Annotated in this window: 18 protein-coding genes and 1 pseudogene; 11 read left to right on the top strand and 8 right to left on the bottom strand. The window is 73.0% G+C overall.

Annotated features, from left to right (window positions below):
• Positions 1 to 246: 246 nt before the first annotated feature.
• Both WD250_13885 and WD250_13880 read right to left on the bottom strand, forming a co-directional pair.
• Entirely contained in the window at positions 247 to 2,547 is a 2,301-nt protein-coding gene (locus tag WD250_13885; GenBank protein MEX2621299.1) for a PAS domain-containing protein, read from the bottom strand.
• 179 nt (positions 2,548 to 2,726) lie between these two features.
• Positions 2,727 to 3,071, bottom strand: a pseudogene (locus tag WD250_13880) (EAL domain-containing protein).
• Positions 3,072 to 3,502: 431 nt separating this feature from the next.
• On the opposite strand from WD250_13880, the gene WD250_13875 reads away from it, so the two are divergent.
• Both WD250_13875 and WD250_13870 read left to right on the top strand, forming a co-directional pair.
• Positions 3,503 to 6,976 carry a PAS domain S-box protein gene (locus WD250_13875; GenBank protein ID MEX2621298.1) on the top strand — a complete coding sequence of 1,158 codons (3,474 nt, stop codon included), beginning with the start codon at positions 3,503 to 3,505 and terminating at the stop codon, positions 6,974 to 6,976.
• On the top strand, positions 6,973 to 8,643 hold the full coding sequence (locus tag WD250_13870; protein MEX2621297.1) for an EAL domain-containing protein: 1,671 nt from the start codon (positions 6,973 to 6,975) through the stop codon (positions 8,641 to 8,643). The genes WD250_13875 and WD250_13870 overlap by 4 nt, the downstream gene beginning before the upstream one ends.
• 3 nt (positions 8,644 to 8,646) lie before the next feature.
• Here WD250_13870 and WD250_13865 read toward each other — a convergent pair whose 3' ends face one another.
• Entirely contained in the window at positions 8,647 to 10,224 is a 1,578-nt protein-coding gene (locus tag WD250_13865; protein ID MEX2621296.1) for an ABC transporter permease, read from the bottom strand.
• Positions 10,217 to 11,161, bottom strand: a complete 945-nt coding sequence (locus WD250_13860) for an ABC transporter ATP-binding protein (protein ID MEX2621295.1) — start codon at positions 11,159 to 11,161, stop codon at positions 10,217 to 10,219. Before WD250_13860 ends, WD250_13865 begins: the two co-directional genes overlap by 8 nt.
• Before the next feature lie 49 nt (positions 11,162 to 11,210).
• Here WD250_13860 and WD250_13855 point away from each other — a divergent pair, with 49 nt between their 5' ends.
• The 3 genes from WD250_13855 to WD250_13845 are packed head-to-tail and all read left to right on the top strand — an operon-like array spanning position 11,211 to position 13,800.
• Positions 11,211 to 12,032, top strand: coding sequence for a hypothetical protein (locus WD250_13855; GenBank protein MEX2621294.1), 822 nt, complete (start codon positions 11,211 to 11,213; stop codon positions 12,030 to 12,032).
• Positions 12,014 to 13,315 carry a nucleotide disphospho-sugar-binding domain-containing protein gene (locus WD250_13850; protein ID MEX2621293.1) on the top strand — a complete coding sequence of 434 codons (1,302 nt, stop codon included), beginning with the start codon at positions 12,014 to 12,016 and terminating at the stop codon, positions 13,313 to 13,315. The genes WD250_13855 and WD250_13850 overlap by 19 nt, the downstream gene beginning before the upstream one ends.
• Entirely contained in the window at positions 13,312 to 13,800 is a 489-nt protein-coding gene (locus tag WD250_13845) for a GtrA family protein (protein ID MEX2621292.1), read from the top strand. Before WD250_13850 ends, WD250_13845 begins: the two co-directional genes overlap by 4 nt.
• Before the next feature lie 30 nt (positions 13,801 to 13,830).
• On the opposite strand, the gene WD250_13840 is transcribed toward WD250_13845, so the two are convergent.
• From WD250_13840 to WD250_13825, 4 genes are all read right to left on the bottom strand, one after another.
• On the bottom strand, positions 13,831 to 14,199 hold the full coding sequence (locus tag WD250_13840; protein MEX2621291.1) for a TraR/DksA C4-type zinc finger protein: 369 nt from the start codon (positions 14,197 to 14,199) through the stop codon (positions 13,831 to 13,833).
• A 382-nt stretch (positions 14,200 to 14,581) separates the two neighbouring features.
• Entirely contained in the window at positions 14,582 to 14,917 is a 336-nt protein-coding gene (locus WD250_13835) for a hypothetical protein (protein ID MEX2621290.1), read from the bottom strand.
• Positions 14,918 to 15,031: 114 nt separating this feature from the next.
• Positions 15,032 to 15,238 (bottom strand): dodecin, encoded by a 207-nt coding sequence (locus tag WD250_13830; GenBank protein MEX2621289.1) that lies wholly within the window; start codon positions 15,236 to 15,238, stop codon positions 15,032 to 15,034.
• A 36-nt stretch (positions 15,239 to 15,274) separates the two neighbouring features.
• Complete coding sequence (locus WD250_13825; protein MEX2621288.1) at positions 15,275 to 15,976, bottom strand: hypothetical protein; 702 nt, start codon at positions 15,974 to 15,976, stop codon at positions 15,275 to 15,277.
• Between WD250_13825 and WD250_13820 the strand changes: the two genes are divergently transcribed.
• The 6 genes from WD250_13820 to WD250_13795 all read left to right on the top strand — a co-directional run bounded on the left by WD250_13820 (position 15,975) and on the right by WD250_13795 (position 22,204).
• Entirely contained in the window at positions 15,975 to 16,253 is a 279-nt protein-coding gene (locus WD250_13820; protein ID MEX2621287.1) for a metal-sensitive transcriptional regulator, read from the top strand. The genes WD250_13825 and WD250_13820 overlap by 2 nt on opposite strands.
• 25 nt (positions 16,254 to 16,278) lie before the next feature.
• Entirely contained in the window at positions 16,279 to 17,439 is a 1,161-nt protein-coding gene (locus tag WD250_13815; protein MEX2621286.1) for a hypothetical protein, read from the top strand.
• 480 nt (positions 17,440 to 17,919) lie between these two features.
• Positions 17,920 to 18,105 carry a hypothetical protein gene (locus WD250_13810; GenBank protein MEX2621285.1) on the top strand — a complete coding sequence of 62 codons (186 nt, stop codon included), beginning with the start codon at positions 17,920 to 17,922 and terminating at the stop codon, positions 18,103 to 18,105.
• An 88-nt stretch (positions 18,106 to 18,193) separates the two neighbouring features.
• Complete coding sequence (locus tag WD250_13805; GenBank protein MEX2621284.1) at positions 18,194 to 18,505, top strand: hypothetical protein; 312 nt, start codon at positions 18,194 to 18,196, stop codon at positions 18,503 to 18,505.
• Between the two features lie 40 nt (positions 18,506 to 18,545).
• A complete protein-coding gene (locus WD250_13800; GenBank protein ID MEX2621283.1) occupies positions 18,546 to 19,994 on the top strand; it encodes a S8 family serine peptidase in 1,449 nt (482 codons plus the stop codon).
• 5 nt (positions 19,995 to 19,999) lie between these two features.
• Positions 20,000 to 22,204: a cell wall-binding repeat-containing protein gene (locus WD250_13795; GenBank protein ID MEX2621282.1), complete on the top strand. Its 2,205-nt coding sequence runs from the start codon at positions 20,000 to 20,002 to the stop codon at positions 22,202 to 22,204.
• The last annotated feature ends 62 nt before the right edge of the window (positions 22,205 to 22,266 follow it).

Raw genomic sequence — 22,266 nt, 5'->3', positions numbered from 1 at the left:
GCGATGCACATGGGCCACGTGCACATCGGGTGGGGCACGCACCACCACGACTAGAGGACGCGCGCCCAGCGGACATGCCCGTCAGCCATGACCCGGTGCGACGGGTCGACAGCGCCGGCCCCGGCTACCGCCGCCGGCGCCGCCAGCCGAGCGGGGTGAGGCGCCCCTCGCGGCCCACGGCACCGAGGGCCTGCCACAACTCTCCACGACCTGCAGGTGACCCCGAAAGCCAGCGGGTCCACGTCGTCATCGAACTCGCCCCCCGGTGGGGGGCTGCGTGGGGATCCAGGCGGTGACGGTTGTCCCCTCGCCCGGTCCGCTGGTGACGTCCAGCCAGCCGCCGGCACCCTCGGCCCGCTCGCGCATGGCGACCATCCCGATGTGGTGCGGGCCGTCTGCAGAGGCGTCGCCGTGGTTGAAGCCAAGCCCGTCGTCGTGCACCCGCAAGCGCACCCCACCGCGGCTCTCGTCGAGCATGATCCGAACCAGCGACGCGTGTGCGTGCTTGCGCACGTTAGCCAACGCCTCCAGCGCGATGCGGTAGAGCACCCCGACCGCGTTGGGGGGGAGCGGCGACGGCAGGTCGTCGGTGACCTCCCAGGAAGGCATGCCCTCGCTGTTGGTCTCCAGGTGCAGCCGTAGGGTGTCGGGCAGGCCGATTCGGTTCAGCTCGGGCGGGCGTAGCTCGAACATGAGGGCACGCAGTCGCTCGATCGATCGGCTCACCGTCTGCCCGAGCTGGTCGACCAGCCCGCGTGCCTTTTCGTCGGACAAGTGACCCTTGAGCGTTTCTAGCCGCAACCCCACCACGACCATCACCTGGATGGAATCGTCGTGGATGTCTTCGGCGATGTGGGCGCGTTCAGCCTCCTGGGCCTCCAGGACCTGGGTCAGTGCCCGGCGCCGGAGCGTTTCGGTGGCGCGCCGTTCAGTGACGTCATGGCTGATCAACAGCACGGTCTCGACCGTGCCGTCCGCGGCGAACTCCGGGGTGAGCAGCGCCTCGTAGTGCACGGGGGTGTTGGCCCCCTGGAGGGTGAACTCGATCGTGGTTGCTTCGCGGTTGGCCACCACCTGCCTCAAAGCGCGCTCCCACAGCGTGCCGACCTCCGACGGGTGTCCGAGATCACTCACCGGCCTGCCGATGAAGCTGCTCGCCGCCTTGGTGGTGATGCGTTCAACGCTGGGGCTGACGTACGCGAGCCGAAGGTCTCGGTTCACCCGCACGATGATGTCCGGCGAGTGCTCCGCCAGCGTGCGGAACTCGTGCTCCCGCCGCGCAAGCTCCTCGCTGGCCTTGTCTCGCTCATCGCTTATCCGATCACGTTCGACGACCTCGCCCAACACGTTGGCCACAGTCTGGAGGAAAGTCGTCTCCTGCGGGCTGAACGTGCGGGATGAGGTGCAGCCGGCCACCAGCACACCGAACGGCTCGGACGCCCCGCCGACGAGCACACTGACCCCGTCGACCAGTCCGAACTCACGGATGAGGCTGCCTCCAGGAGCCTCCGAGTCCAACCTGTTGTCCAGGACAGCCGACATTCGGCTGTGGAAAGCCCGTCCGGCCAATGAGCCATCGTCCAACGGCAGCCGCAACTCACCGGCCATGCCGTCGGGCAGCCCGACCCCGGCCAGTACCAGGACAGTCTCGACGTCTGCCCCGAACTGGCCGACCGCGGCGACCTCCACGCCCATGGTGTCGGCCACGAGCGCGCACGCCGCGTCGCACACGGAGCCGGCCCGGCTGGTCAGGGCCAGCTCGCCGAGCTCGACGAGAACAGCCTGCTCCCGCGCCCTGCGCGCCGCCAGCGCATCGCCGGTGACACGATCGGTCACGTCCCGTGCGACCCCCTCGCTGGCCACATGACGGCCATCCTCGTGGGTTGCAACGACGCGGTGCTCGGTCCAGCGCACCGACGCGTCTCGAGCCCTCATCCGGATGAGCAACGGCTGGGAATCGGCCCGGCCGGCCAGCGCGTGCGCGAGCGGGGCCTGGTCGTCGGGGTGGATCAGCCTGCCCCCCGCAATCGGCTCGCCGATGAGCTCTTGGACGGAGTGGCCAGTGATCCGCTCCACCGCGCCACTGATGAACTCCAACCCCGGCTCGGGCTCCAACCGGTAGCGGTAGATGATGTCCGGCGCCTGATCGAACAGCGCCTGGAGCCTGCCCTCGAGGCGACGACGCTCACTCACGTCGCGCAAGACCGACAGGTGGCGACCCGGTGTGACGTTCGCGGTGGCCCGGAAATCGACCGGCACAGTGCTCCCGTCGGGGCGCACCAGCGTGTAGGACCCCGTGGCCTCACCCTGTGCGATGAACGCCGCCCAAGCGCCCGCCACGTCGGCGCCCATAGGGCTCACATCCTCCACCCGCAGCGCCAGCAACTCGTCGCGGGTCCTGCCCAGCAGCGCGCACGCGGCCGCATTCGCATCGACGTAGCGCCGTTCGCCGTCGGCGACCAGCAACGCGTCCAGAGCAGCGTCGAACACGGCGCTGCGCAAGGCCACGCCCCGGCCTTCGTCGGACACCTGACGGTTGTCGCCCACCGAAACCGTAGATTGCACCTCGAAGCGAGCCGGATGCTGCTGGCCACCCGGCCCCGTGTCACCCAACGGAGGCGCGTTCACGAACTTCTCCTATCTATCATTTCCAACGAATACTACGATCTGCCTCGTCTGACGCCGTGTCAAGGGGCGCGCCGTGGCCCGATGTCCGGTGCTGGTCGTCAGGCCTGCACGGTGGTCGGGGGCACCGTGGAGGCGATCGCCTGCGGCAGGTCCTCCGCACGTATCGGGCGGGCGAACAGGTAGCCCTGGGCCTGGTCGCAGCCGAGCTCCTGGAGGCGTTCCCGCTGCGCCTGCGTCTCGACACCCTCGGCGATGGAGCGCAGGCCGAGGTTGGCGGCGAGATCGATGACGGCTGAGACGATCTGGTCGTCTTCCTGGTCGGTCGCCATGCCCTGGACGAAGGACTGGTCGATCTTCACGAACGTGACCGGTAGGCGGCGCAGGTGGGTCAACGAGGCGTAGCCGGTCCCGAAGTCGTCCAAGCCGATCTGCACCCCGAGGTCGGCGACGAGCCTGAGCTCGGCGCATCACCCTTCGCCGAGCGGACTGCGGGACCAGCACCCATGCCTCACCTCTCCGTAGAGGAGGCGTCGAGCCAGGAGGCGTCTCTCGTGGTGCCCTGGTGTGCTCTGCCATGACCTGGCGGGCGCCACGGCGATCACCATCCTATCACGATGGGTACGGAATGTTGGGGAGCCGAGCGTTGCGCCCCGCTTCGGATGACTATTTCCGAGTGATGCTGTTATCCTGCGGTTCCATGGTTTCGGTGCGCCTGCGTCATGTCCGCGCCTCATGCGAGAGTTGCGGCGTTCGCCGCAGACGGCGCGACCGTCCCCCGGGCCCCCGGCCCGGGGACCCGCGATTGCCGCACTGATGCGGCACTGATTGGCAGACCGATGGGGATACCGTCCCGAGCAGTCAGCGGGTGGCCTGCGTGACCACGTCCGCGACCCCTGACCCCGGAGCCTCCGACAGCCAGGAGGCGGCCGCTGCGGCCCTGGCCTTCCAGGCCCGCCTGCTCGACGCGACCGGGGAGTCGATCATCGCGACCGACGTCGAGGGGGTCGTCACCTACGCCAACAAGGCCGCGGAGCGGCTGTTCGGCTGGGCGCCCGGGGAGATGCTGGGCCGCTCCGTCATCGAGATCAACGTCCCGCAGGAGGCCACCGCCCAGGCCGAGCAGATCATGGAGGAGCTGCGTGCAGGACACTCCTGGTCGGGCGAGTTCGAGGTCTGCCGCCGCGACGGCCACCGCTTTCCCGCACAGGTGACGAACACGCCGGTGTTTGACGACGAGGGGTCGCTGACCGGCATCATCGGCGTCACCGTCGACCTCACCGAACGCCGGCGGGTCGAGCAGCGCCAGGCCGCCGGTGAGCGCTGGTTCCGCACCCTGGTGAACAGCTCCAGCGAGCTGATCTTCGTCATCGACGCCGCCGGCACGCTGCGGTACGCCAACCCTGCGGCGGAGCGCGTGCTGGGCTACCCGTGGTCCGAGCAGGACGGCCGGGACCTGTTCCAGCCGGTGCACCCCGACGATCGCGAACACCTCAAGGCGGCGTTCGTGGCGGCCCCGGTCCAGCCTGGGACCAGCGAGCTGGTGGTGTGGCGTTACCCGACCGCCGATCGCGGCTGGCGGACGTTCGAGTCGGTGCGGACCAACTGCCTCGACGACCCGGCCATCGCCGGCGTCGTGGTCAACGCCCGCGACATCACCGAGGCCCATGAGAGCCGTGCGGCGCTGCAGGCCAGTGAGGCGCTGCTGCGCGAGGCGCAGCGGATCTCCCACGTCGGGCACTGGCGATGGGACCCCGTCGCCGACCGTGTGGAGTGGCTGGCCGACGAGGTGTTCGCCATCCACGGCGTGCCGGTCGGGCAGTGGGCGGGAACCGTCGAGGCGTACTACGACCTCGTACCGGCCGAGGATCACCACATCCTGGACGCCGGGATCGAGGAAGTGTTCACCACGGGGGCGGCCAGCGTCAGCTACCGGATCGTGCGGCCGGACGGCACGATCCGCCACGTGCGGACCCGCCACGAGGCGGTCTACGGCGACGACGGCGCGCCGGTGGCGGTGGTGGGCACCTGCCAGGACGTCACCGAGCACGAGGAGCTGCGGCGGGACCAGCAGAAGCGCGTGCAGGAGCTCACCTGCCTGGTCGCGGTGAGCCGGGCCGTGCGCGACCTGGACGACATCGCCGAGATGTGCACGGCCGTCACGGTCGCGCTGGTCCTCGCGATGCACCATCCGGACCTGGCGGTGGCAGCCATCGAGATCGACGGGTCCGAGTACGGCACCGCGGCGCCGTACGAGACCGGCGAGTGGTTGACCATGTCGATCGTGGTCGGCGAGCGCAGGCGCGGACAGGTGCGGATCGGGTACCCGGACGGTCACCCCCCTTTGCCGAGCCAGGAGCGGGCCCTTGCCCGATCCGTGGCGATGCAGCTCGCGCTGTGGCTCGAGGCCCGAGACGCCGCGGGGGCGCTGGCCGAGAGCGAGTCGCGGTTCCGCCGCCTGGTGGACAACGCCGCGGACGTGATCTTCCGCTACCGGCTGGGCACGCAGGAGGGCCTTGAGTACATCAGCCCATCCGTGGAGGCCCTCACCGGCTACACCGTCGACGAGGTCCTGGCCGACCCGGCGCTGGTGCGACAGCTCGGCGCCATCTCCGACGACGGCCGGGCGGACGGCGCTGCCGCCCCGGTGGCCCTCCCGGCGTCCAAGCCGGTCCGCCGCCTGGTCGCCCGCGACGGGTCGGTGCGCTGGATCGAGCACAACCTCGTGCCCCTCCACGACGACGCCGGGAGCCTCGTCGCGGTCGAAGGCATCGCCCGCGACGTGACCGAGCGCATCGCCGCCACCGGGGCCCTCGAGGCGCGGGTGCAGGAGCAGGCCGGCCTCGCGCGCTTCGGTGCCGCGGCCCTGACCACCGAGCGGCTCGAGGATCTGCTCGACCTGGCCGTGACGGTGATCGTCGACGCGCTGCCGGTCGATGCCGCCTCGATCTCCAAGCTGAGCGCCGACGAGGCCGTTCTGGTCATGGTCGCCGGCGTCGGCTGGTCCGACGGTCTCGTGGGCACCGCGAGGGTTCCCACCGGGTCGATGGCGGCTGCCGCGCTCGCCCAGGAGGCCCCGGTGGTCGTCCCGGACCTCTCTGCCGAGGGCGCGCTCGGATCACCGTTCCTGACCGAGCACGGCATGGTCAGCGGGATGACCGTCGTGGTGGGCGGCAGGGGCGCGCCGTTCGGCGCGCTCGGCGCGTTCAGCACGACCCCCCAGGAGTACTCCGACGGGCAGGCGCGGTTCATGCAGACCCTGGCGCACGTCCTCGGCGCCGCCATCGAACGCCTCACCGCAGAAGCCGCGCTCACGCGCAGTGAACGGGAGTTCCGCACGTTGGCGGAGAACCTACCCGACCTCGTCACCCGCTACGGCAGGGACCACCGGTACCGCTACATCAACGCACGCTCGGAGACCTGGATGGGGATGGCGCCCGCGGCGTTCATCGGCAAGACCAACCGCGAGCTCGGGTTCCCGCCGGAGCAGACCAAGGCCTGGGAGGACGCGGCCGACGGGGTGGTCGCCAGCGGAGAGCCGGCCACGGTCGAGACCCAGAGCGACTTCGGAGCCGACCACCAGACGGTCCACTGGCAGACCCTGCTCATCCCCGAGCTCGACAGCGACGGGAGCGTCGGCGCGGTGCTCGGTGTCACCCGTGACATCACCGCGCTGCGGCGGGTCGAGGAGCAACGCCGCAAGGGTCTCGCCCGCATCGTCGCGGCACAGGAGGAGGAGCGCGCGCGCATCGGCGAGGACATCCACGACGACTCCATCCAGGTGATGACCGCGGTCGGCATGCGCCTGGAAGGGCTCAAGCGGATGGCGACCGACCCCGACGTGCAGCGCCTGCTGGGACCACTCGAGGAGTCGGTGCGCCACGCCATCGATCGGTTGCGGACCCTGATGTTCGAGCTGCGTCCCCCGGAGCTCGACCGCGACGGGCTCTGCGCGGCGCTGCGCCTGTACCTGGGCGCGACCACTGACGGGCCGCCGCTGTGGGAGGTCGTCGACGAGTGCGTCCGTGAGCTGGCGGTCGAGGTGCGCATCGTGCTGTACCGCATCGCCGTGGAGGCGATCGTCAACACCCGCAAGCACGCCCGGGCATCCCTCCTCGACGTGATCGTCTCCGAGGTCGACGGGGGGGTGCGCCTGGAGGTCCGCGACGACGGGCGGGGCTTCGACCCGCAGGGCCTGGCCGACATCGGACCGCACCACATCGGGACGAGCACCATGGTCGAGCGGGCGGAGGCCGCCGGGGGCACCACGACGATCGCCAGCACGCCCGGACACGGCACCACCGTCTCCGCGTGGGTGCCCTGCCCCGAACCGACCACCGCCGCGCCATGACGCGGCTACGCGTGGTCGTGGCCGACGACCTGCCCCAGGTCCGCACCGCACTCTGCGACCTGCTGGCCACCGACCCGGCCATCGAGGTGGTGGGCACCGCGAGCGACGCGACCGAGGTGATCGCGCAGTGCGCGGCCCTCACGCCCGACGTCGTGGTCATGGACGTGAAGATGCCGGGAGGCGGCATCACCGCGACCCGGACCATCCGCGGGCGCCACCCCGAGACCAGGGTGGTCGCCTTCTCCGCCTACGAGGATCGGTCGTCGGTGCTCGAGATGCTGGGCGCCGGCGCGACGGGCTACGTGACGAAGGGGTCACCGCCGGCTGAGATCATCGCCGCCGTGCGCCAGGCCGGTCAGGGATTGTCCATGCTGTCACCCATGGCGTCGGCCGAGCTCGTGCAGGAGCTCGGCACGCGTCTGCGCCTCGATGAACGCCACGCTGCCGACCGCCGGCGGGGCGTGGAGCGCATCGAGGCGGCCATCGACGGTGACCTGCGCATGGTCTTCCAGCCGATCGTCGACCTCAGCAGTGGACGACTCGCTGGCGTCGAAGCGCTCGCCCGGTTCGGCGGCCAACCGCCGCAGACGCCGGATGTCTGGTTCGCCGAGGCGGCCCAGCTCGGTCTGGGTTCCCCCCTCGAGCGCGCCGCGTTCGGCGCCGCGCTGCCCGCTCTGGATCGCCTTCCCGAGGGCGCGTACCTGTCGGTGAACCTGTCGCCGGCGGTCGTCATGGAGCCGGGTTTCTGGGACGACGTGCCGCCCAGCGCCCTCGGCCGGCTCGTGCTGGAGCTCACCGAGCACGCAGCGATCCACGACTACCAGCGCCTGCGCGACGTCCTCGCACCGTTGCGCGCCCGCGGCATGCGGTTGGCCGTGGACGATGCCGGCGCGGGCTTCGCCAGCCTGCGCCACATCCTCCTGCTGGACGCCGACCTCATCAAGATCGACATCACCCTCATCCGTGATCTCCACGTCGACCGCGCCCGCCGGGCGATGACCTCGGCGCTCATCACCTTCGCCACCGAGACCCGAGCCATGGTGATCGCCGAGGGCATCGAGCAGGCCGATGAGCTCGCCAGCCTGAGAGCGCTCGGAGCGGCCTTCGGCCAGGGCTACCTGATCGCTCGGCCCGCCAGCCTCGACGAGCTCGACCTCGGCGCCGGTCCCCTCCTGCCGGCCGTCTCGCACCGACCGGCGAACGGGTCGTCTGGTGCCGCCGGCGCCACCGACGCGCGGCGGCACCTCGACGGGCACGGGGCCACCGTCGGTGACGCCGTGATCGTGCTCGCGTTGGATGGCGTCGAGGAGACCATCGACACCGACGGGCGCGATGCCGACGACGCGGTCCGGGACGCGTTCAGCACGACCCTGCGCAACGGCATCCGGGGGTCCGACAGCTGCGGGCCGTCCGGGGACGAGACGGTCGTCGCCGTGCTCCCCGCCACCCCGGTCGCCTCGGCGATCACCGCGATGCAGCGACTGGCCGAGCGATGGCACGCGGAACGGCCCAGCGCGATCACGTTCTCCGCAGGCGTCGCCACCGTCGATCAGCGCGGGTACGACATCGCGGTGGCGGCGGCCGAAGATGCGCTGCGCCGCGTGAAGGCGGCCGGAGGCGACCGCATCGAAGCGGCCGGGTGGCTACCGCGCGTGGGTGGGCGCTGAGGCTCAGCCGGTCGTCACACCGATCGACGGCGCGTCGGCGTCGTCGGTGGTGGGCAGGGGGCGCGGCAGGCTGCGGCCACCGGCCGGCGCCAGGCGGCGGCGCAGCAGCCACCAGCCGATCGCCAGCAGCCCGGCGCCGATGCCGACCAGCCCGAGGAACACCCGCGGTTGCAGGGGCGTGCCGCCCAGCATGACGTCACGCAGCAGCGCGATCCCGTAGGTGGGGGGCAGCGCCCACGCCGCCGCCTGCACCGCCGGCACGACCCGCTCCAGGCTGACCAGGAAGCCGGTGAGGAAGATGCTCGCGAGCAGCAGCAGCATCGCGTACTGCACCGCCTGGCTGTCGGTGCGCGACAGCAGGGCGACGAGGAACCCCATGCCGATGGAGGTGAACATGACCGCGGCCAGGCTCGCCACCAGCAACGCTACGGAGCCGGCGAGCGGCACGCCGAGCACGTTGACCATGAGCAGGATGAGCAGCGCCGCCACCGTCCCGCTCAGCAGCAGGTAGGCCAGGTACTTGCCGATCAGCACCTCGCCGGCGGACAGCGGCGACACGCGGAACAGCTCGGTCGTGCCGAGCTGCTCGTCGCGCACCACCGACAGGCCGACGAGCGTCACCAGCATGTGCTGCAGCAGCAGGACGAGGACCCCGGGCGCGAAGAAGTCGGCGAGGCCCACCGGCACGGTGGCCACGCGCCGCAGGCTGCCGCGGAAGGGGTCGACGATGGTCTCGGGGCTGAGCGTCTGGAACTCGGCGAGGGCGCGGTCGAGCCGCAGGAGGTCCTGGGCGATGTCGACGAACTCCCCGCTCTCGGCGGCGGTCGCGGCGTCGACCTCGTCCAGCGCCTCCTCCAGGTCGGCCAGGACCCTGCCGACCGACTGCTCGTCGAGGGGGCTCTCGCCGACCAGCTCGGCCGGGCCCGCCTGCCCGAGCAGGGCGAGCCCCAGGGACAGGGCGGCGACATCGCCCTGGAGCAGCGCCAGCTGCTCGGCGGCGTCGGCCTCCTCGTCCAGCCCGATGGCCCGCTCGATCGCGTCGACCCGGTCACGGGCCACCGCCAGGCGCGCGTCCATGTCGCCGGCACGCTCCTGGCCTTCGGCCACCCAGCTGCGGAGCACCAGCCGGTTGAGGCGATCGACCGCCGCGCGCGTGGCCAGTCCCAGCGCCCGGCTCTCGATCGGGTCCAGCACGTTGTGGTAGATGGTGACCGTGGCCTGGCGGTCCTCGCGCACCGTCTCCTCCGCGTCGGCGGGGAACTCGATCACCACGTCCAGGTCGCCGCGTTGGAGTCGGGCGAGCGCCTGGGCACGGTCGGGCGTGACCGCCTCCACGTCCAGGCGCCATGACGGCTCGGTGGCGAAGCGCTCGATCTGGTCGGCGAGCGCGTCCCCCTCCGGGACGACGAACACCGTCGCCACGGCGGGATCGTGGTCCTTCAGGCCGGCACCGAACACCAGCAGGATCAGGAACGGCGCCAGCACCAGGGCGGCGACCAGCCGCGGCTGGCGCAGCGTCTCCACCAGCTCCTTGCGCAGGAACGCCGACATGCGCACCACCGAGCGCATCGCTCTACGCATGCGAGGACTGCTCCACCAAACGCACGAAGACCTCGTCGAACGGCGGGTGGTCCTGGCTGATCGACACCAGCTGGGCGTCGCGGCCGGTGAACCAGTCCTGCAGCCGGGGGATCGCCCTGCCCGCCTCGTCGACGACGACGCGCAGGCTGCGCCCGTCGTCCCCCTCCTGGGTCACCGTGCGCACCGACTCCAGCTCGTGCAGCTGCCTGATCAGGAGGGGATCGAACGGGTCGGTCCCGGTGAGCGTGACGACCTCGCCGCCGAACGCCTGTTGCCGCAGCGCGTCGGGGGGATCGAAGGCGATCAGCCGGCCGTCGACGAGCACCGCCACGAGGTCGCAGTAGGACGCCTCGCTGACGTACTGGGTGGTGACCACGAGGGTTCGCCCCGCCTCCTTCAGGGACTGGAAGTGGTCCCAGAACTTGCGCCGCTGGATCGGGCCGATCCCGGCGGTCGGCTCGTCCATGAACAGCAGCTCGGGCTCGTGCAGGAGCGTCGCGGCCAGCGCGAGCCGCCGCTGCATTCCCCCGGAGGTCTGCCGCAGGAGCTTGCGGCGGTGCTCGGTGAGCTCGACGAAGTCGAGGACTTCGGCCAGTCGCCGCCGACGCCGTAGGGGCAGCCCGTACACCGATGCGACGAACTTCAGGTTCTCCTGCACCGACAGGTGCGGGTACAGCACCGACAGCTGCGGCATGTACCCGATCCGCTCGCGCTGGGCCGAGTCGAACGTCCACGGCGTCTGCCCGAACACCAGGACCTCGCCCGCGCTCGGGACCTCGGCGCCGAGCAGCATGCGCACGGTCGTGGTCTTGCCCGACCCGCTCGGCCCGACCACCCCCACGATCGTGCTCCCGGGCACGTCCAGGTCCAGCTCGCGCACCGCGACCTGATCACCGTACTGCTGGGTGAGTCCCCGAGCACGAACCACCGGTTCCATCCGAGCAGCATATGTTGGGGCCGTCCATGACGGGTGAAGGGAAGCGATCGTGGTGAGTCGAACGGTGGCCGGCCGGGTCTTGCTCGGGGTCGGCGGCGTCGGCGTGGCGGTCAGCATCGTCGGCAGCGTCGTCGGACTGGCCCTGCTGGCCGAGCTGGACGGGGCGCTGAAGGGCAGCCTCGGGCTCACCGCCGAGGCGGTGGAGGCGATCAGCTCGTCCGTCGAGCTGGCCGAGGACACCACCGCCGTCCTCGAGGACGGCCTCCAGCAGACGGAGGCGACGATCCGTGACCTGGAGCGGGCTTTCGCGGACGCGGAGGCCCTGCTCGGCGCCACCGCCGACATCAGCGAGCACCAGGTCGCGGGCAGCGTCGAGGCCTTCGAGCGCGCGCTTCCAGCGCTCATCAACGCGAGCACCGTGATCGACCGCACCCTGACGGCACTCAGCGCCGTGCCGTTCGGGCCCGGGTACAGCCCGCAGGAGCCCTTCGACGACTCGTTGCGCTCGCTGCAGGCGGAGATGGCGGGGCTGTCCGACCAGCTGCGGCAGCAGGCGGCGCTCATGCACGAGGGCCGGGCCAGCCTCGGAGCGGTCCGGTCGGGCACCGAGGCGGTCGCCGACGACCTGGTCACCGTGCACGAGGCGCTGGGGTCCGCGCTGGTGCTCCTGGGAGACTACTCCGCGACCGCGGTTGAGGCGGGCGACCTCGTCGGCGGCAGCGACGACCGGATCGGGCGCCGGCTGGACCTCAGCCGGGTGTTGATCGTCGTGCTGGGCGCGACCGTGCTGGCCGGCCAGGTGGTGCCGCTGGCTGCCGGCTGGTTCCTGCTGCACCCCGAGGCTGCGGCTGCGTGGCTGAGCACCCCATGACGCCCCCGTCCCACCACTACCTGGTGGCCCTGTGGGACGAGGCGGGGAGGGTCACCGCCGGGCTGGCTGTCGCCCGCGGGCTGGTTGAGCGCGGCCATCGGGTCACCGTGCTCGCCGACCCGCCCATCGCCGAGGACGCGCGCGCGATCGGTGCGGCCTTCCGGGCCTGGGATCGGGCCCCCGCCCGCGCCACGCGGGAACGGGGTGACGACCCCGTCGCCGACTGGGACGCCCGCCCGCCGTTCGGGTGGATACGACGGCTGCGCGAGCGGTTGGTCATCGACCCGGCCGACCGGTTCGCCGCCGACGTCGCCGAGGCGCTGGACGACCTGGCGCCCGACGTCGTGGTCGCTGACGTCCTCCTGCTCGGCGCCCACGTCGCCGCCGAGGCCGCGGCCGTGCCCTGCGCCGCCCTCGTCCCGACCATCTACCCGCTGCCCGCCGCCGGCAGCCCCCCGTTCGGCACCGGGTGGCAGGCGCCGCGCACGCCGCCCGCCCGTCTGTGCTGCGCGCTGGTCGACCGGCTGGCGGTGCGCCTGTGGGACCGGGGTCTGCCCAGGCTCAACCAGCTGCGGGCGACGCGCGGACTGGAGGCGCTCGGCACCGTCTGGGCGCAGCTGGACCGCCTCGACCGCGTGCTCGTCCTCAGCAGCAGGAGCTTCGACGCGCCGGCACGCGTCCCCGAGAACGTCCGCTACGTCGGGCCGCAGCTCGATGACCCGTCGTGGGCGGCTGGGCCGTGGGAGCCCCCGCCGGGGGACGAGCCGCTCGTCCTGGTCTCGCTCAGCTCCGGTCCCGAGGACCAGCTGCCCGCCCTGCGCCGGGTCGTCGCCGCCCTGGGGTCCCTGCCCGTGCGCGGGCTCGTGACCACCGGGCGCGCCGTGGACCCCGCGGCGGTGCCCGCCCCGGCGTCCGTGCGCGTCGTGCGGTCAGCGCCCCACAGCGTGGTCCTTGACCAGGCGGCAGCCGTGGTGACCCACGGCGGGCACGGCACGGTCGTGAAGGCCCTGGCCGCGGGGGTGCCGGTCGTGTGCCTGCCCATGGGCCGCGACCAGCGTGACAACGCCGCACGGGTCACCCGCACCGGCGCTGGCCTGCGCGTCCCACCGGGAGCCAAGGCCGCAACGATCGCCGAGGCCGTCCGCGCCGTCGTGGACGACCGGGCCTTCCGCATCGCCGCACGGGACCTCTGGCGGCGGTTGCACCACGGGGTGACCGATCCACCCCGGGTCGTGCAGCAGCTCGAAGCCGTCGTCGAGGAACGGCGGCTACGCTCGCCGTGACGAAGGGCGACAGGATCAGACGACCCGCGCGCACCGAGCAACCCCCGCCGGCCGGGACGTCGGCCGCGAGGGCCGCCGCTGCCGCAGCGGCCCTGTCGGCAGGGGCGCTGAAGCCGTCGGTCTACAGCGCGTCATGGCGCTACGCGCTGGTCGGTGCCACCGGGGTCCTGGTCAACCTCGCCGTGCTGCACGTGCTGCACGGCGAGCTCGGTCTGGGCTTCCTGCGCTCCTCCGCCATGGCCACCGAGACGGCGATCCTGTGCAACTACCTCGGCAACGAGCTGTGGACGTTCCACCATCGCCGCCTGGCGTGGCGGCGGCTGGTGACGTTCAACGTCTCCGCGCTGGCCGGGCTGGTGGCCACCGTCACGGTGGCCAACGCCGTCAAGGAAGTCGCCCACCCGCTCGCCGCGCAGATGGTCGGCATCGGCGTGGGCGCCGGGATCAACTTCGCGCTGAGCTTCTGGTGGACCTGGCGGCGCTGACCGACCCGCCCGGCCGGGGTGGGCCGGCCCTCACAAGCGGGCCCGCGCGCAGTGCACGCAGGTCGTGACGCTCGGACGGGCGAGCAGCCGCTCGAAGCCGATCGGGGCCCCACAGGCGTCGCACCGGTCGGCGTCGGGCTCGGGCAAGCGCTGCGCGGCGCGGTCGAGCGCCGCCTGCTGTGCACGGGCGTCGTCGAGCAGGGTCCCGACCTGCGCGCGCTCGTAGGCGATGGTGGAGCCTTCCGGGTCGTGCTCGTCGTCGCGCACCGACTCGGCGGACGCGATCACCAGGTCGTCCCACTGGCGCTGCAGCGCCGCCACCCGCTCCGCTGCGCGCGCCTGCTCGTCGGCGACGTGCCGTCGCAGGGCTGCACGCTGTTCCTCGGTGAGCTCTCCCACGCCCCGATCATGCCGAATCCGGGCGACGCGTGCGCTCCCGGCCGGCGCGCAGCTCCTCGCGCCCCACCCGGGTCACCACCCGGTGGGCTTTGTGGAAGCCCGCGACCGGGCCGTCGGGGACCGGCGCGGCCGGCGCCGGGTCGTCGGGTGCGGTGGCGCTGCCGGCGTCGCCCCACGCGGCGACCAGCCGGTCGTCCCCGTGTCCGGCCTTCCCGCGGCGTCGGGCCAGGACGGAACGGTGTCGGTCATCGCGCCTCCCATGGCAACGGTGCGCAGAGAGCATAGTCCCCACGTCCCCGACCGCGTCGCCGACCCGATGGACCAGGCCGCACGGCCGGTCCTGCGGGGTCAGCGCCGACGCCAGCTTGGCGCGGTCAACGGCCTACAACAGCGCCGCCAGACGGGCCCGGGCCTGCTCGAAGCTCGGCGCCGACGCCGGGGCGAAGGTGATGGTCAGCTCACCGGCGCCAGGCCGGTCGGGGTCGTCGGGGTCCTCACCGTGCAGGACCAGCTCCAGGTGGCCGGCGCGCTGGTCGGTCGCGGGCTGCAGACGCACGGCGGCGATGGCGCTCGGCGACAGGAACCGCTCGCCGCGCAGACCGCTGCGACGGGTCAGCAGGCCCTTGCGGACCATGATCCGGTCGTCCTCGACGGTGATCTGCCCGTTCGTGCCCCGGGCGGTCACGGCGGGGGTCGTGGTCGTGTGGGTCGTGCTCATGAGCGGGGTACCTCCGCGCGTCGGGGCCTGGAGCGGGCGCCAGGTGCTGATGGTGTCGGCACGTTGGTCGCCCGGCTTGAGGAGTTCGGTGCCGACCCGACCGCGGATGGCGGCTCACTCCAGACGGAAACCGACTTTCATGCCCACCTGGAAGTGGCCCACCGCGCCGTCCTCGATGTGGCCGCGGATCTCGGTGACCTCGAACCAGTCGAGGTTGCGAAGGGTCTGCGCCGCGGTGTCCACGCCGTTGCGGATCGCCTGGGCGACGCTGTCGGTGGACGTGCCGACGATCTCGGTGACCTTGAAGGTGTTGTCTGCCACGGGGGCCTCCATGCTCGATCGGAAAGTGTCGGCACCCTACCCGGTGGCGTCATGACGCACGTCGCAGTACACGAAGCCGTCGCGCTCGACGACCCGGCCGATCTCGATCGGGATCGGGGCGGAGAAGCCCGGCCCGTCCCAGACGAAGGTGTGGAACTCGCCGTTCTCCCCGCACGGGTCCACGCCGGCTGGCAGGTCGGCGAGGAGCCGGGCGTCGTACCGGCGTCCCGCGAAGGACGCGGGCAGCTGCGCCGGGTCGACGCAGGTGAGCACCGCGCGCAGACCCGCGGCGAGCATCTCCGCGGCCAGCTCGGCGGTCGGTCGTTGCCACAGCGGGAACACCCCGGTCACCCCCGAGCCGGCCAGCATCTGCTCGCGGTACGCGCGGACGTCGGCGAGGTGGAGGTCACCGAAGGCGACCTGCTCGACGCCCTCGGCGGTGGCGGTGCCCATCGCCGCGGCCATCCGCGTCTCGTACACGTCGTTGGGGCACGGGAAGGGCAGCTCCACGGTGTGCAGTGGCAGCCCGACGCGCTCGGCCTGGGTCTCGAGCAGCGCGCGGCGCACGGCGTGCATCGCCACCCGGTCGGCATCCGCGTTCACCGTCGTCAGCAGGCCCACGACCTCGGTCGCCGCCTGCTCGCGCAGGGTGTGCAGGGCAAACGTGCTGTCCTTGCCGCTGCTCCAGCTGACCCAGGCGCGCGGGCGCTCGGCGGCTGTCGGGCGGGCTGGGGGCATCGACCACAGGCTAACGGGCTTCTACCACCGCAGGCTGCGGCGCATCGAGGGCCAGGTGCGCGGTCTGCAGCGGATGGTCGAGGAGGACGCCTACTGCATCGACGTGCTGACCCAGGTCGCCTCGGTGACCAAGGCGCTGCAGTCCGTCGGGATCGGCCTCCTCGACGAGCACGTGCGCCACTGCGTCGCAGACGCCGTCGGGCAGGACGACGGGCAGCGCGCCGACGAGATGGTCACCGAAGCGATCAAGGCGATCGAGCGGCTCGTCCGCTCGTGAGCCACGTGCAGGGAAGGGAAGCGTCATGGAGCACCAGACGGGTAGCGCCCGGGTGGAGGCGCGCACGCCGCACGGCGACCACGGCGGGTACGGTGAGCCCGGTGGGCAGGCGGAGCACGGGGGTCACGGTGGGCACGGCGACCACGCCGCGATGTTCCGGGACCGGTTCTGGCTGACCCTGGTCCTGACCCTGCCGGTCGTGTACTACTCCGAGCACCTGCGCCACTGGTTCGGCTACCAGGTGTGGGCGTTCCCCGGTCACGAGTGGCTGTCACCGGTGCTCGGCACGGCCATCTTCCTGTACGGGGGCCGGCCGTTCCTGGTCGGGGGTCTGCAGGAGGCCAGGGCACGCCGGCCCGGGATGATGCTGCTGATCGCCATGGCGATCACGGTGGCGTTCGCCGCGTCGTGGGCGACCACCGTCGGGCTGTTCGCCGTCGAGGTGTGGTGGGAGCTGTCCCTGCTGATCGCGATCATGATGCTCGGCCACTGGCTGGAGATGCGGGCCATCGGCCAGGCGCGCGGGGCACTGGCGGCGCTCGCGGAGCTGCTGCCCGACGAGGCCGAGCGGGTGGGCCCCGACGGCGAGGTCGAGACGGTCGCGATCGCGGAGCTGGCGGTCGGCGACGTGGTGCTCGTGCGCCCCGGGGCCCGCGTCCCCGCCGACGGCACGGTCTCCACGGGCAGCGCCGAGCTCGACGAGTCGATGATCACGGGGGAGTCCAACCCGGTGGTGCGCGGCGAGGGCGACCGGGTCGTCGCCGCCACCGTCGTGGGCGGGTCCTCCATCCGCGTCGAGGTGGGCGCGGTCGGTGACGACACCGCCCTGGCGGGCATCCAGCGCCTGGTGGAGGAGGCCCAGACCTCCACGTCGCGGACCCAGGCGCTGGCCGACCGCGCCGCCGCGCTGTTGTTCTCCGTCGCGCTGGTGTCGGCGGCCGTGACCATGGCGGGGCGGCCGCCGTGGACAGCGACGAGGACACGGTGCTCGGCCAGGCCGCCGCGGTCGAGGCCGACAGCGAGCACCCGTTGGCCCGGGCGGTCGTCGCCGCGGCTCGTGCGCGCGGCGTCGCGGTCCCGTCGGCGACGGGGTTCCGCTCCATCACCGGCCGGGGGGTCCAGGCGCAGGTCGGGGGAGCCAGCGTCGCCGTGGGCGGACCCGCCCTCCTGCGCGAGCAGGACCTGACCCCGCCCGCGGCGCTCGAGGAGCCCGTCGAGCAGTGGACCCGGCGGGGTGCGGCGGTGCTCTACGCCGTGCGCGACGGTGATGTGGTGGGCGCGTTCGCGCTGGAGGACCAGGTTCGCCAGGAGTCGCGCTCGGCGGTGACGCGGTTGCACGCCCGGGGCCTGCACGTCGCCATGGTCACCGGGGACGCGCGCCAGGTCGCCGACGCGGTCGCCACCGACCTCGGCATCGACGAGGTCTTCGCCGAGGTCCTGCCCGAGGACAAGGACGCCACCGTCGCCGACCTGCAGGCCAGGGGCGAGCGCGTGGTGATGGTCGGCGACGGGGTCAACGACGCGCCCGCCCTGGCCCGCGCCGACGTGGGCATCGCCATCGGGGCCGGCACCGACGTCGCCATGGAGTCCGCCGGCATCGTGCTCGCCGGCAACGACCCGCGGGCCGTGCGCCATCATCGACCTGTCCCGTGCGAGCTACCGCAAGATGCTGCAGAACCTCTGGTGGGCCGTCGGATACAACGCCGTCGCGATCCCCCTGGCGGCCGGGGCGCTGGCCTGGGCCGGGTTCGTCCTGCCCATGGCCGTGGGAGCGGTGCTCATGAGCCTGTCCACGGTCATCGTGGCCCTGAACGCCCAGCTCCTGCGCCGGGTGGACCTGTCGGCCCCGTGAACGCCGCCGGACATGCTGGCCTGCGGCAGCCGGCAGGCGTATCGTTTGTGCCCACGCACGAGGGGGAGCAACCGGCCGAGGAGGCGGGATGGCCGAAGAGGGGATCGCGGCCGAGGTGGTGCCCGCGGACCCGGGGCATGCCGGCCGGGCGGCCAAGGCCCTGGCGCAACGCGGCTTCCGGGTGCTGCACGTGGGCCGCTCCATCAGCGTCCAGGCGCCCCGCGGCACCTGGGAGACCACGTTCGGCGTGGCCTTCGCCCCGCGCACGACGGTCGTGCAGCCCGAGATCGCCCGAGACGTCACCGACCTGCGGGCGGAGCCGGGGTCGGTGCACGTGCCCACCGATCTCGCCGAGCTGATCGCCGACGTGGCGTTCGTCGAGCCGCCCGACCTGCACTGAACCGTGACACGCCTGTCCACCTGTAGCTTGGGAGATCGCGATGCTTGAAGACCCTGACCGCGTGTACTTCGAGGCCGTCGTGCAAAGCCAGTCCGGCGCGTCGATCTTCACCGGCAGCGCGGCGCTGGAGCACGAGGAGCTGGCCCAGTACCGGCCGTCGCGCGGCCGGGTCGCGCAGACCGCCGCCGAGCTGCAGCGCCTCGGCTTCACCGTGCGCCACCTGGGGACCTTCTCCGTCAGCGGAGACGTGGCGCAGCAGACGTGGGAGGAGACGTTCGGCACGCGCGTCGAGCGGCGCTCGCAGCCGGTCAGCGCCGATCGCCCCGGGGCGGGGGAGCTGGCCTTCCTGTCCCACGTGGCCGACGTGCCCTTCACCATCCCCCCGACCCTGCAGGGCCTGGTGGAGCGGGCGTACCCGCAGCTGCCCCCGACGTTCTTCGCCTCGCCCCTGCCGCCCCGCGTCGGCTACCACCACCTGCGCGTGCCCGCCGACGTCGCCATGATCCTGCGGGCCACGCCGGTGCACCAGGCGGGCGTCACCGGCGACGGCGTGCTGGTCGCGATGACCGACACCGGCTTCTACCGCCATCCCTTCTACGACTGGCACGGCTACCGCTACCAGGCCACGCTCGCGCCCGACGCCGTGCATGTCGAGCTGGACGAGAACGGTCACGGCACGGCCGAGGCGGCCAACATCTTCGCCGTCGCCCCCGACATCGACTTCATCGGCGTCAAGATGGGCGGCAACGCGACGCTGGCCTTCAAGACGGCCTCCGACCTGCACCCCGCGGTCCTCACCAACAGCTGGGGCTACCACCTGCCCGGGGAGACCGAGCTGCCGAACCACTTGAAGCCGCTGGAGGCCGCGGTCGCCGAAGCGGTGGGCGAACGCGGCATCGCCGTGTGCTTCTCCGCGGGCAACGGCCACGTCGCGTTCCCCGGCATGATGCCCGACGTCATCAGCGTCGGCGGCGTCCACGCGCGCGACACCTTGAGCGGCGACGACTTCGACCTGGAAGCGGCCGACTACGCCAGCAGCTTCGACAGCCTCATCTACCCGGGCCGCCACGTCCCCGACGTCTGCGGGCTCGTGGGCATGCAGCCCGCCGGGATCTACATCCTGCTGCCGGTCCAGCCCGGCTGCGAGATCGATGTCGGCCTGGCCGGCGGGACCTTCCCCGACGCCGACGAGACCGCCGACGACGACGGCTGGGCGGTCATCAGCGGGACCAGCGCCTCCTCACCGCAGATCGCCGGGCTCTGCGCCCTGCTGCGCCAGGCCCAGCCGGGGCTGCCGCCGAGCCTCATCAAGGCACTGCTGCGCGCCTCGGCGCGCGACGTGACCACCGGGCAGAGCGCCATGGCCGAGCCGGCCGGGCCCGGCCACGACGGCGCCACGGGGGCGGGGCTCGTCGACGCCCACCGCGCCTACCTCCTCGCCCGCTGCACGACACCTCGCCCGACCGCCGTCGTGCCGGCGCCCTGCTAGTGGCGGTGCCGGCCCGTGCCCTGCTCGCCGCAGGGATCGTCGTCGCGCTGCTCGTGCCCGCGGCGCCGCCCGCGCAGGCCCACCCGCTGCCCCACGCCCAGGCGCCGCGCATCGTCAACCCGCGTCCGGCGCCGGGCGCGGTCGTGGCGCCCGGCGCCACCCTCGTCGCCGCGCTGGTCGCCAGCGACCAGCCCCTGACGTCCGCGCAGCTGCGCGTGGACGGCCAGGAGGTGGCGCTGGACGTCCCCGGCGGCGACCACCCGACGCTCGGCGGGACCGTGGACACCGCGGCGGGCTGGCACACCGTGGAGCTGGAGGTCGCCAACACCGCCGGCGCGGACCGGCGTGTGTGGCGGTTCCGGGGCAGCGACCTGGCCGTCACCCGCCTGGCGGGCAGCGGGCGGATGGAGACGGCCGTGGCGGTCAGCCGGGCCCGCTTCCCCGAGGCCGCCAGCGCCGAGGCGGCCGTCCTGGCGCGCGCCGACGACTACCCCGACGCCCTGGCGGGTGGGCCGTTGGCCGCCGCCACGTCGGCACCGATGCTGCTGACCGCCCGCGACGAGCTGAGCGGGCCGTCCGCCGCCGAGCTGGAGCGCGTGCTGCCGGCCGGTGCCACGGTCTACCTGCTGGGCGGCGGCGCGGCGCTGTCGGACGCGGTCCGTGCAGACGTCGAGGCGCGCGGCTTCCGCGTCGAGCGCCTCGCCGGCCAGAGCCGCTACGCGACCGCGGCACGCATCGCCGAGCGGCTGGCGGACGCGGATGCGGCCATGGTCGTGTCGGGCGAGGGCTTCGCCGACGCGGTGAGCGCGTCGAGCGCCGCCGCCCGCGACGGCTCCCCCATCCTGCTCACCCGCCGTGACGCCCTGCCCGAGGAGACGCGCACCTTCCTCGAGCAGGCGGGGGTCGGGGAGGTCCATGTGGTGGGCGGTGCGGGGGTCGTCGGCCAGGGGGTGGTGGACGCGTTGGCGGCCACCGTGGGGGCCGGCGGCGTCGGCCGCATCGCGGGGGTCGACCGGTACGCGACCTCGGCGGCGGTGGCGGGCCGGTTCTTCCCCGCCCCGGACGGGATCGCGGTCGCCAGCGGTCGGGGTTTCGCCGACGCGCTGTCCGGCGGCCCGCATGCCGCAGCGCGGGGCGCGCCGCTGCTGCTGTCCGACACGACCACGCTGCCCGCCGCACCGGCCGCCTACGTGGCGGCGACCCGGCCCGGCGCCGCAACGGTCTACGGGGGTGGCAACGCCCTCGGGGCGACGGTGACGGGCGACCTGCGGCGGGCGACTGCGAGCGGCGGCGGGCCCGAGCTCCGCGCGGTGGCCCCGGGCGGCGCTCGGGTGGCGAGCCTCGACGAGGTGGTGCTGACCTTCGATCGCGACCTCGACCTGGCCGCGTCGGCGGTGCACGTCACGGTCGGGGACCACGAGGCTGCCGGCACCCTGGCCACCGGGGACTTCCCGCACACCCTCGTCTACACCGTCACGGACCTGCCGGCCACGGTGACCCCGGGGTCGGTGCACGACGTCCGGATCGTGGTGGCTGCCACCGACGGCCAGTCCTGGCGACATGTCGAGCGCAGCCTCACGCTGGACCGTCCCCGGTCGACGCTGTCCCTCGGCGACCAGGGCGGGGAGGTCATCCGCCTCCAGGAGCTGCTGGGCGCGAACCGCTTCTGGGTCGGGCCCGTGGACGGGGTCTACGGGACGCTGACCCACCAGGCGGTCATGGCTGTGCAGAAGACCCACGGGTTGACCCCCGACGGGGTCTACGGGCCGGTCACGCGCGGCGTGCTGGAATCCGGGCCGGCGCCGCCGACGCCGCGCACCACCACCGGGCTCGTGTACGAGGTCGACCTCGCGCGCGGGATCCTCATGGTGGTCGCCGACGGCAGCGTCGCCTACATCATGAACACCTCCGCCGGCCACGGGCGCGTCTACGAGTTCGAGGGCGCCACCTTCCGCGCCGACACCACCACCGGCCGCCACCGGGTGACGCGCCAGATCGACGGGGTGCGGGAGGCCGCGCGCGGCAGGCTCTGGCGACCGAAGTACTACGACGACTCCCGTGGCATCGCCATCCACGGCTCCAGCAGCGTTCCGGCCCACCACGCCTCCGCCGGCTGCATCCGCCTCACCAACGCCGCGATGGACTTCCTGTGGCAGATCGATCCGGGCACGGGGGCCGGCGTGTGGGTCTACCCGGAGAGCTACTACTGAGACGTGGATCGCCGGAGCGCCAGCGGAGGCGATGCTCCGCTGTGCCGGGTGTGGGGGGGGGG

The organism is Egibacteraceae bacterium (genome assembly GCA_040905805.1).
GTDB lineage: Bacteria > Actinomycetota > Nitriliruptoria > Euzebyales > Egibacteraceae > DATLGH01.
Note: the sequence above shows the minus strand (reverse complement) of the source record. Positions and strands in the feature narration are given on the sequence as shown.

Excerpts from the sequence above, each read along its gene's own strand:
- WD250_13870 (MEX2621297.1), top strand. The coding sequence starts at position 6,973 with ATGACGCGGCTACGCGTGGTCGTGGCCGACGACCTGCCCCAGGTCCGC.
- WD250_13865 (MEX2621296.1), bottom strand. The coding sequence starts at position 10,224 with ATGCGTAGAGCGATGCGCTCGGTGGTGCGCATGTCGGCGTTCCTGCGC.
- WD250_13860 (MEX2621295.1), bottom strand. The coding sequence starts at position 11,161 with ATGGAACCGGTGGTTCGTGCTCGGGGACTCACCCAGCAGTACGGTGAT.
- WD250_13835 (MEX2621290.1), bottom strand. The coding sequence starts at position 14,917 with ATGAGCACGACCCACACGACCACGACCCCCGCCGTGACCGCCCGGGGC.
- WD250_13825 (MEX2621288.1), bottom strand. The coding sequence starts at position 15,976 with ATGCCCCCAGCCCGCCCGACAGCCGCCGAGCGCCCGCGCGCCTGGGTC.
- WD250_13815 (MEX2621286.1), top strand. The coding sequence starts at position 16,279 with ATGGAGCACCAGACGGGTAGCGCCCGGGTGGAGGCGCGCACGCCGCAC.
- WD250_13810 (MEX2621285.1), top strand. The coding sequence starts at position 17,920 with ATGCTGCAGAACCTCTGGTGGGCCGTCGGATACAACGCCGTCGCGATC.
- WD250_13805 (MEX2621284.1), top strand. The coding sequence starts at position 18,194 with ATGGCCGAAGAGGGGATCGCGGCCGAGGTGGTGCCCGCGGACCCGGGG.
- WD250_13800 (MEX2621283.1), top strand. The coding sequence starts at position 18,546 with ATGCTTGAAGACCCTGACCGCGTGTACTTCGAGGCCGTCGTGCAAAGC.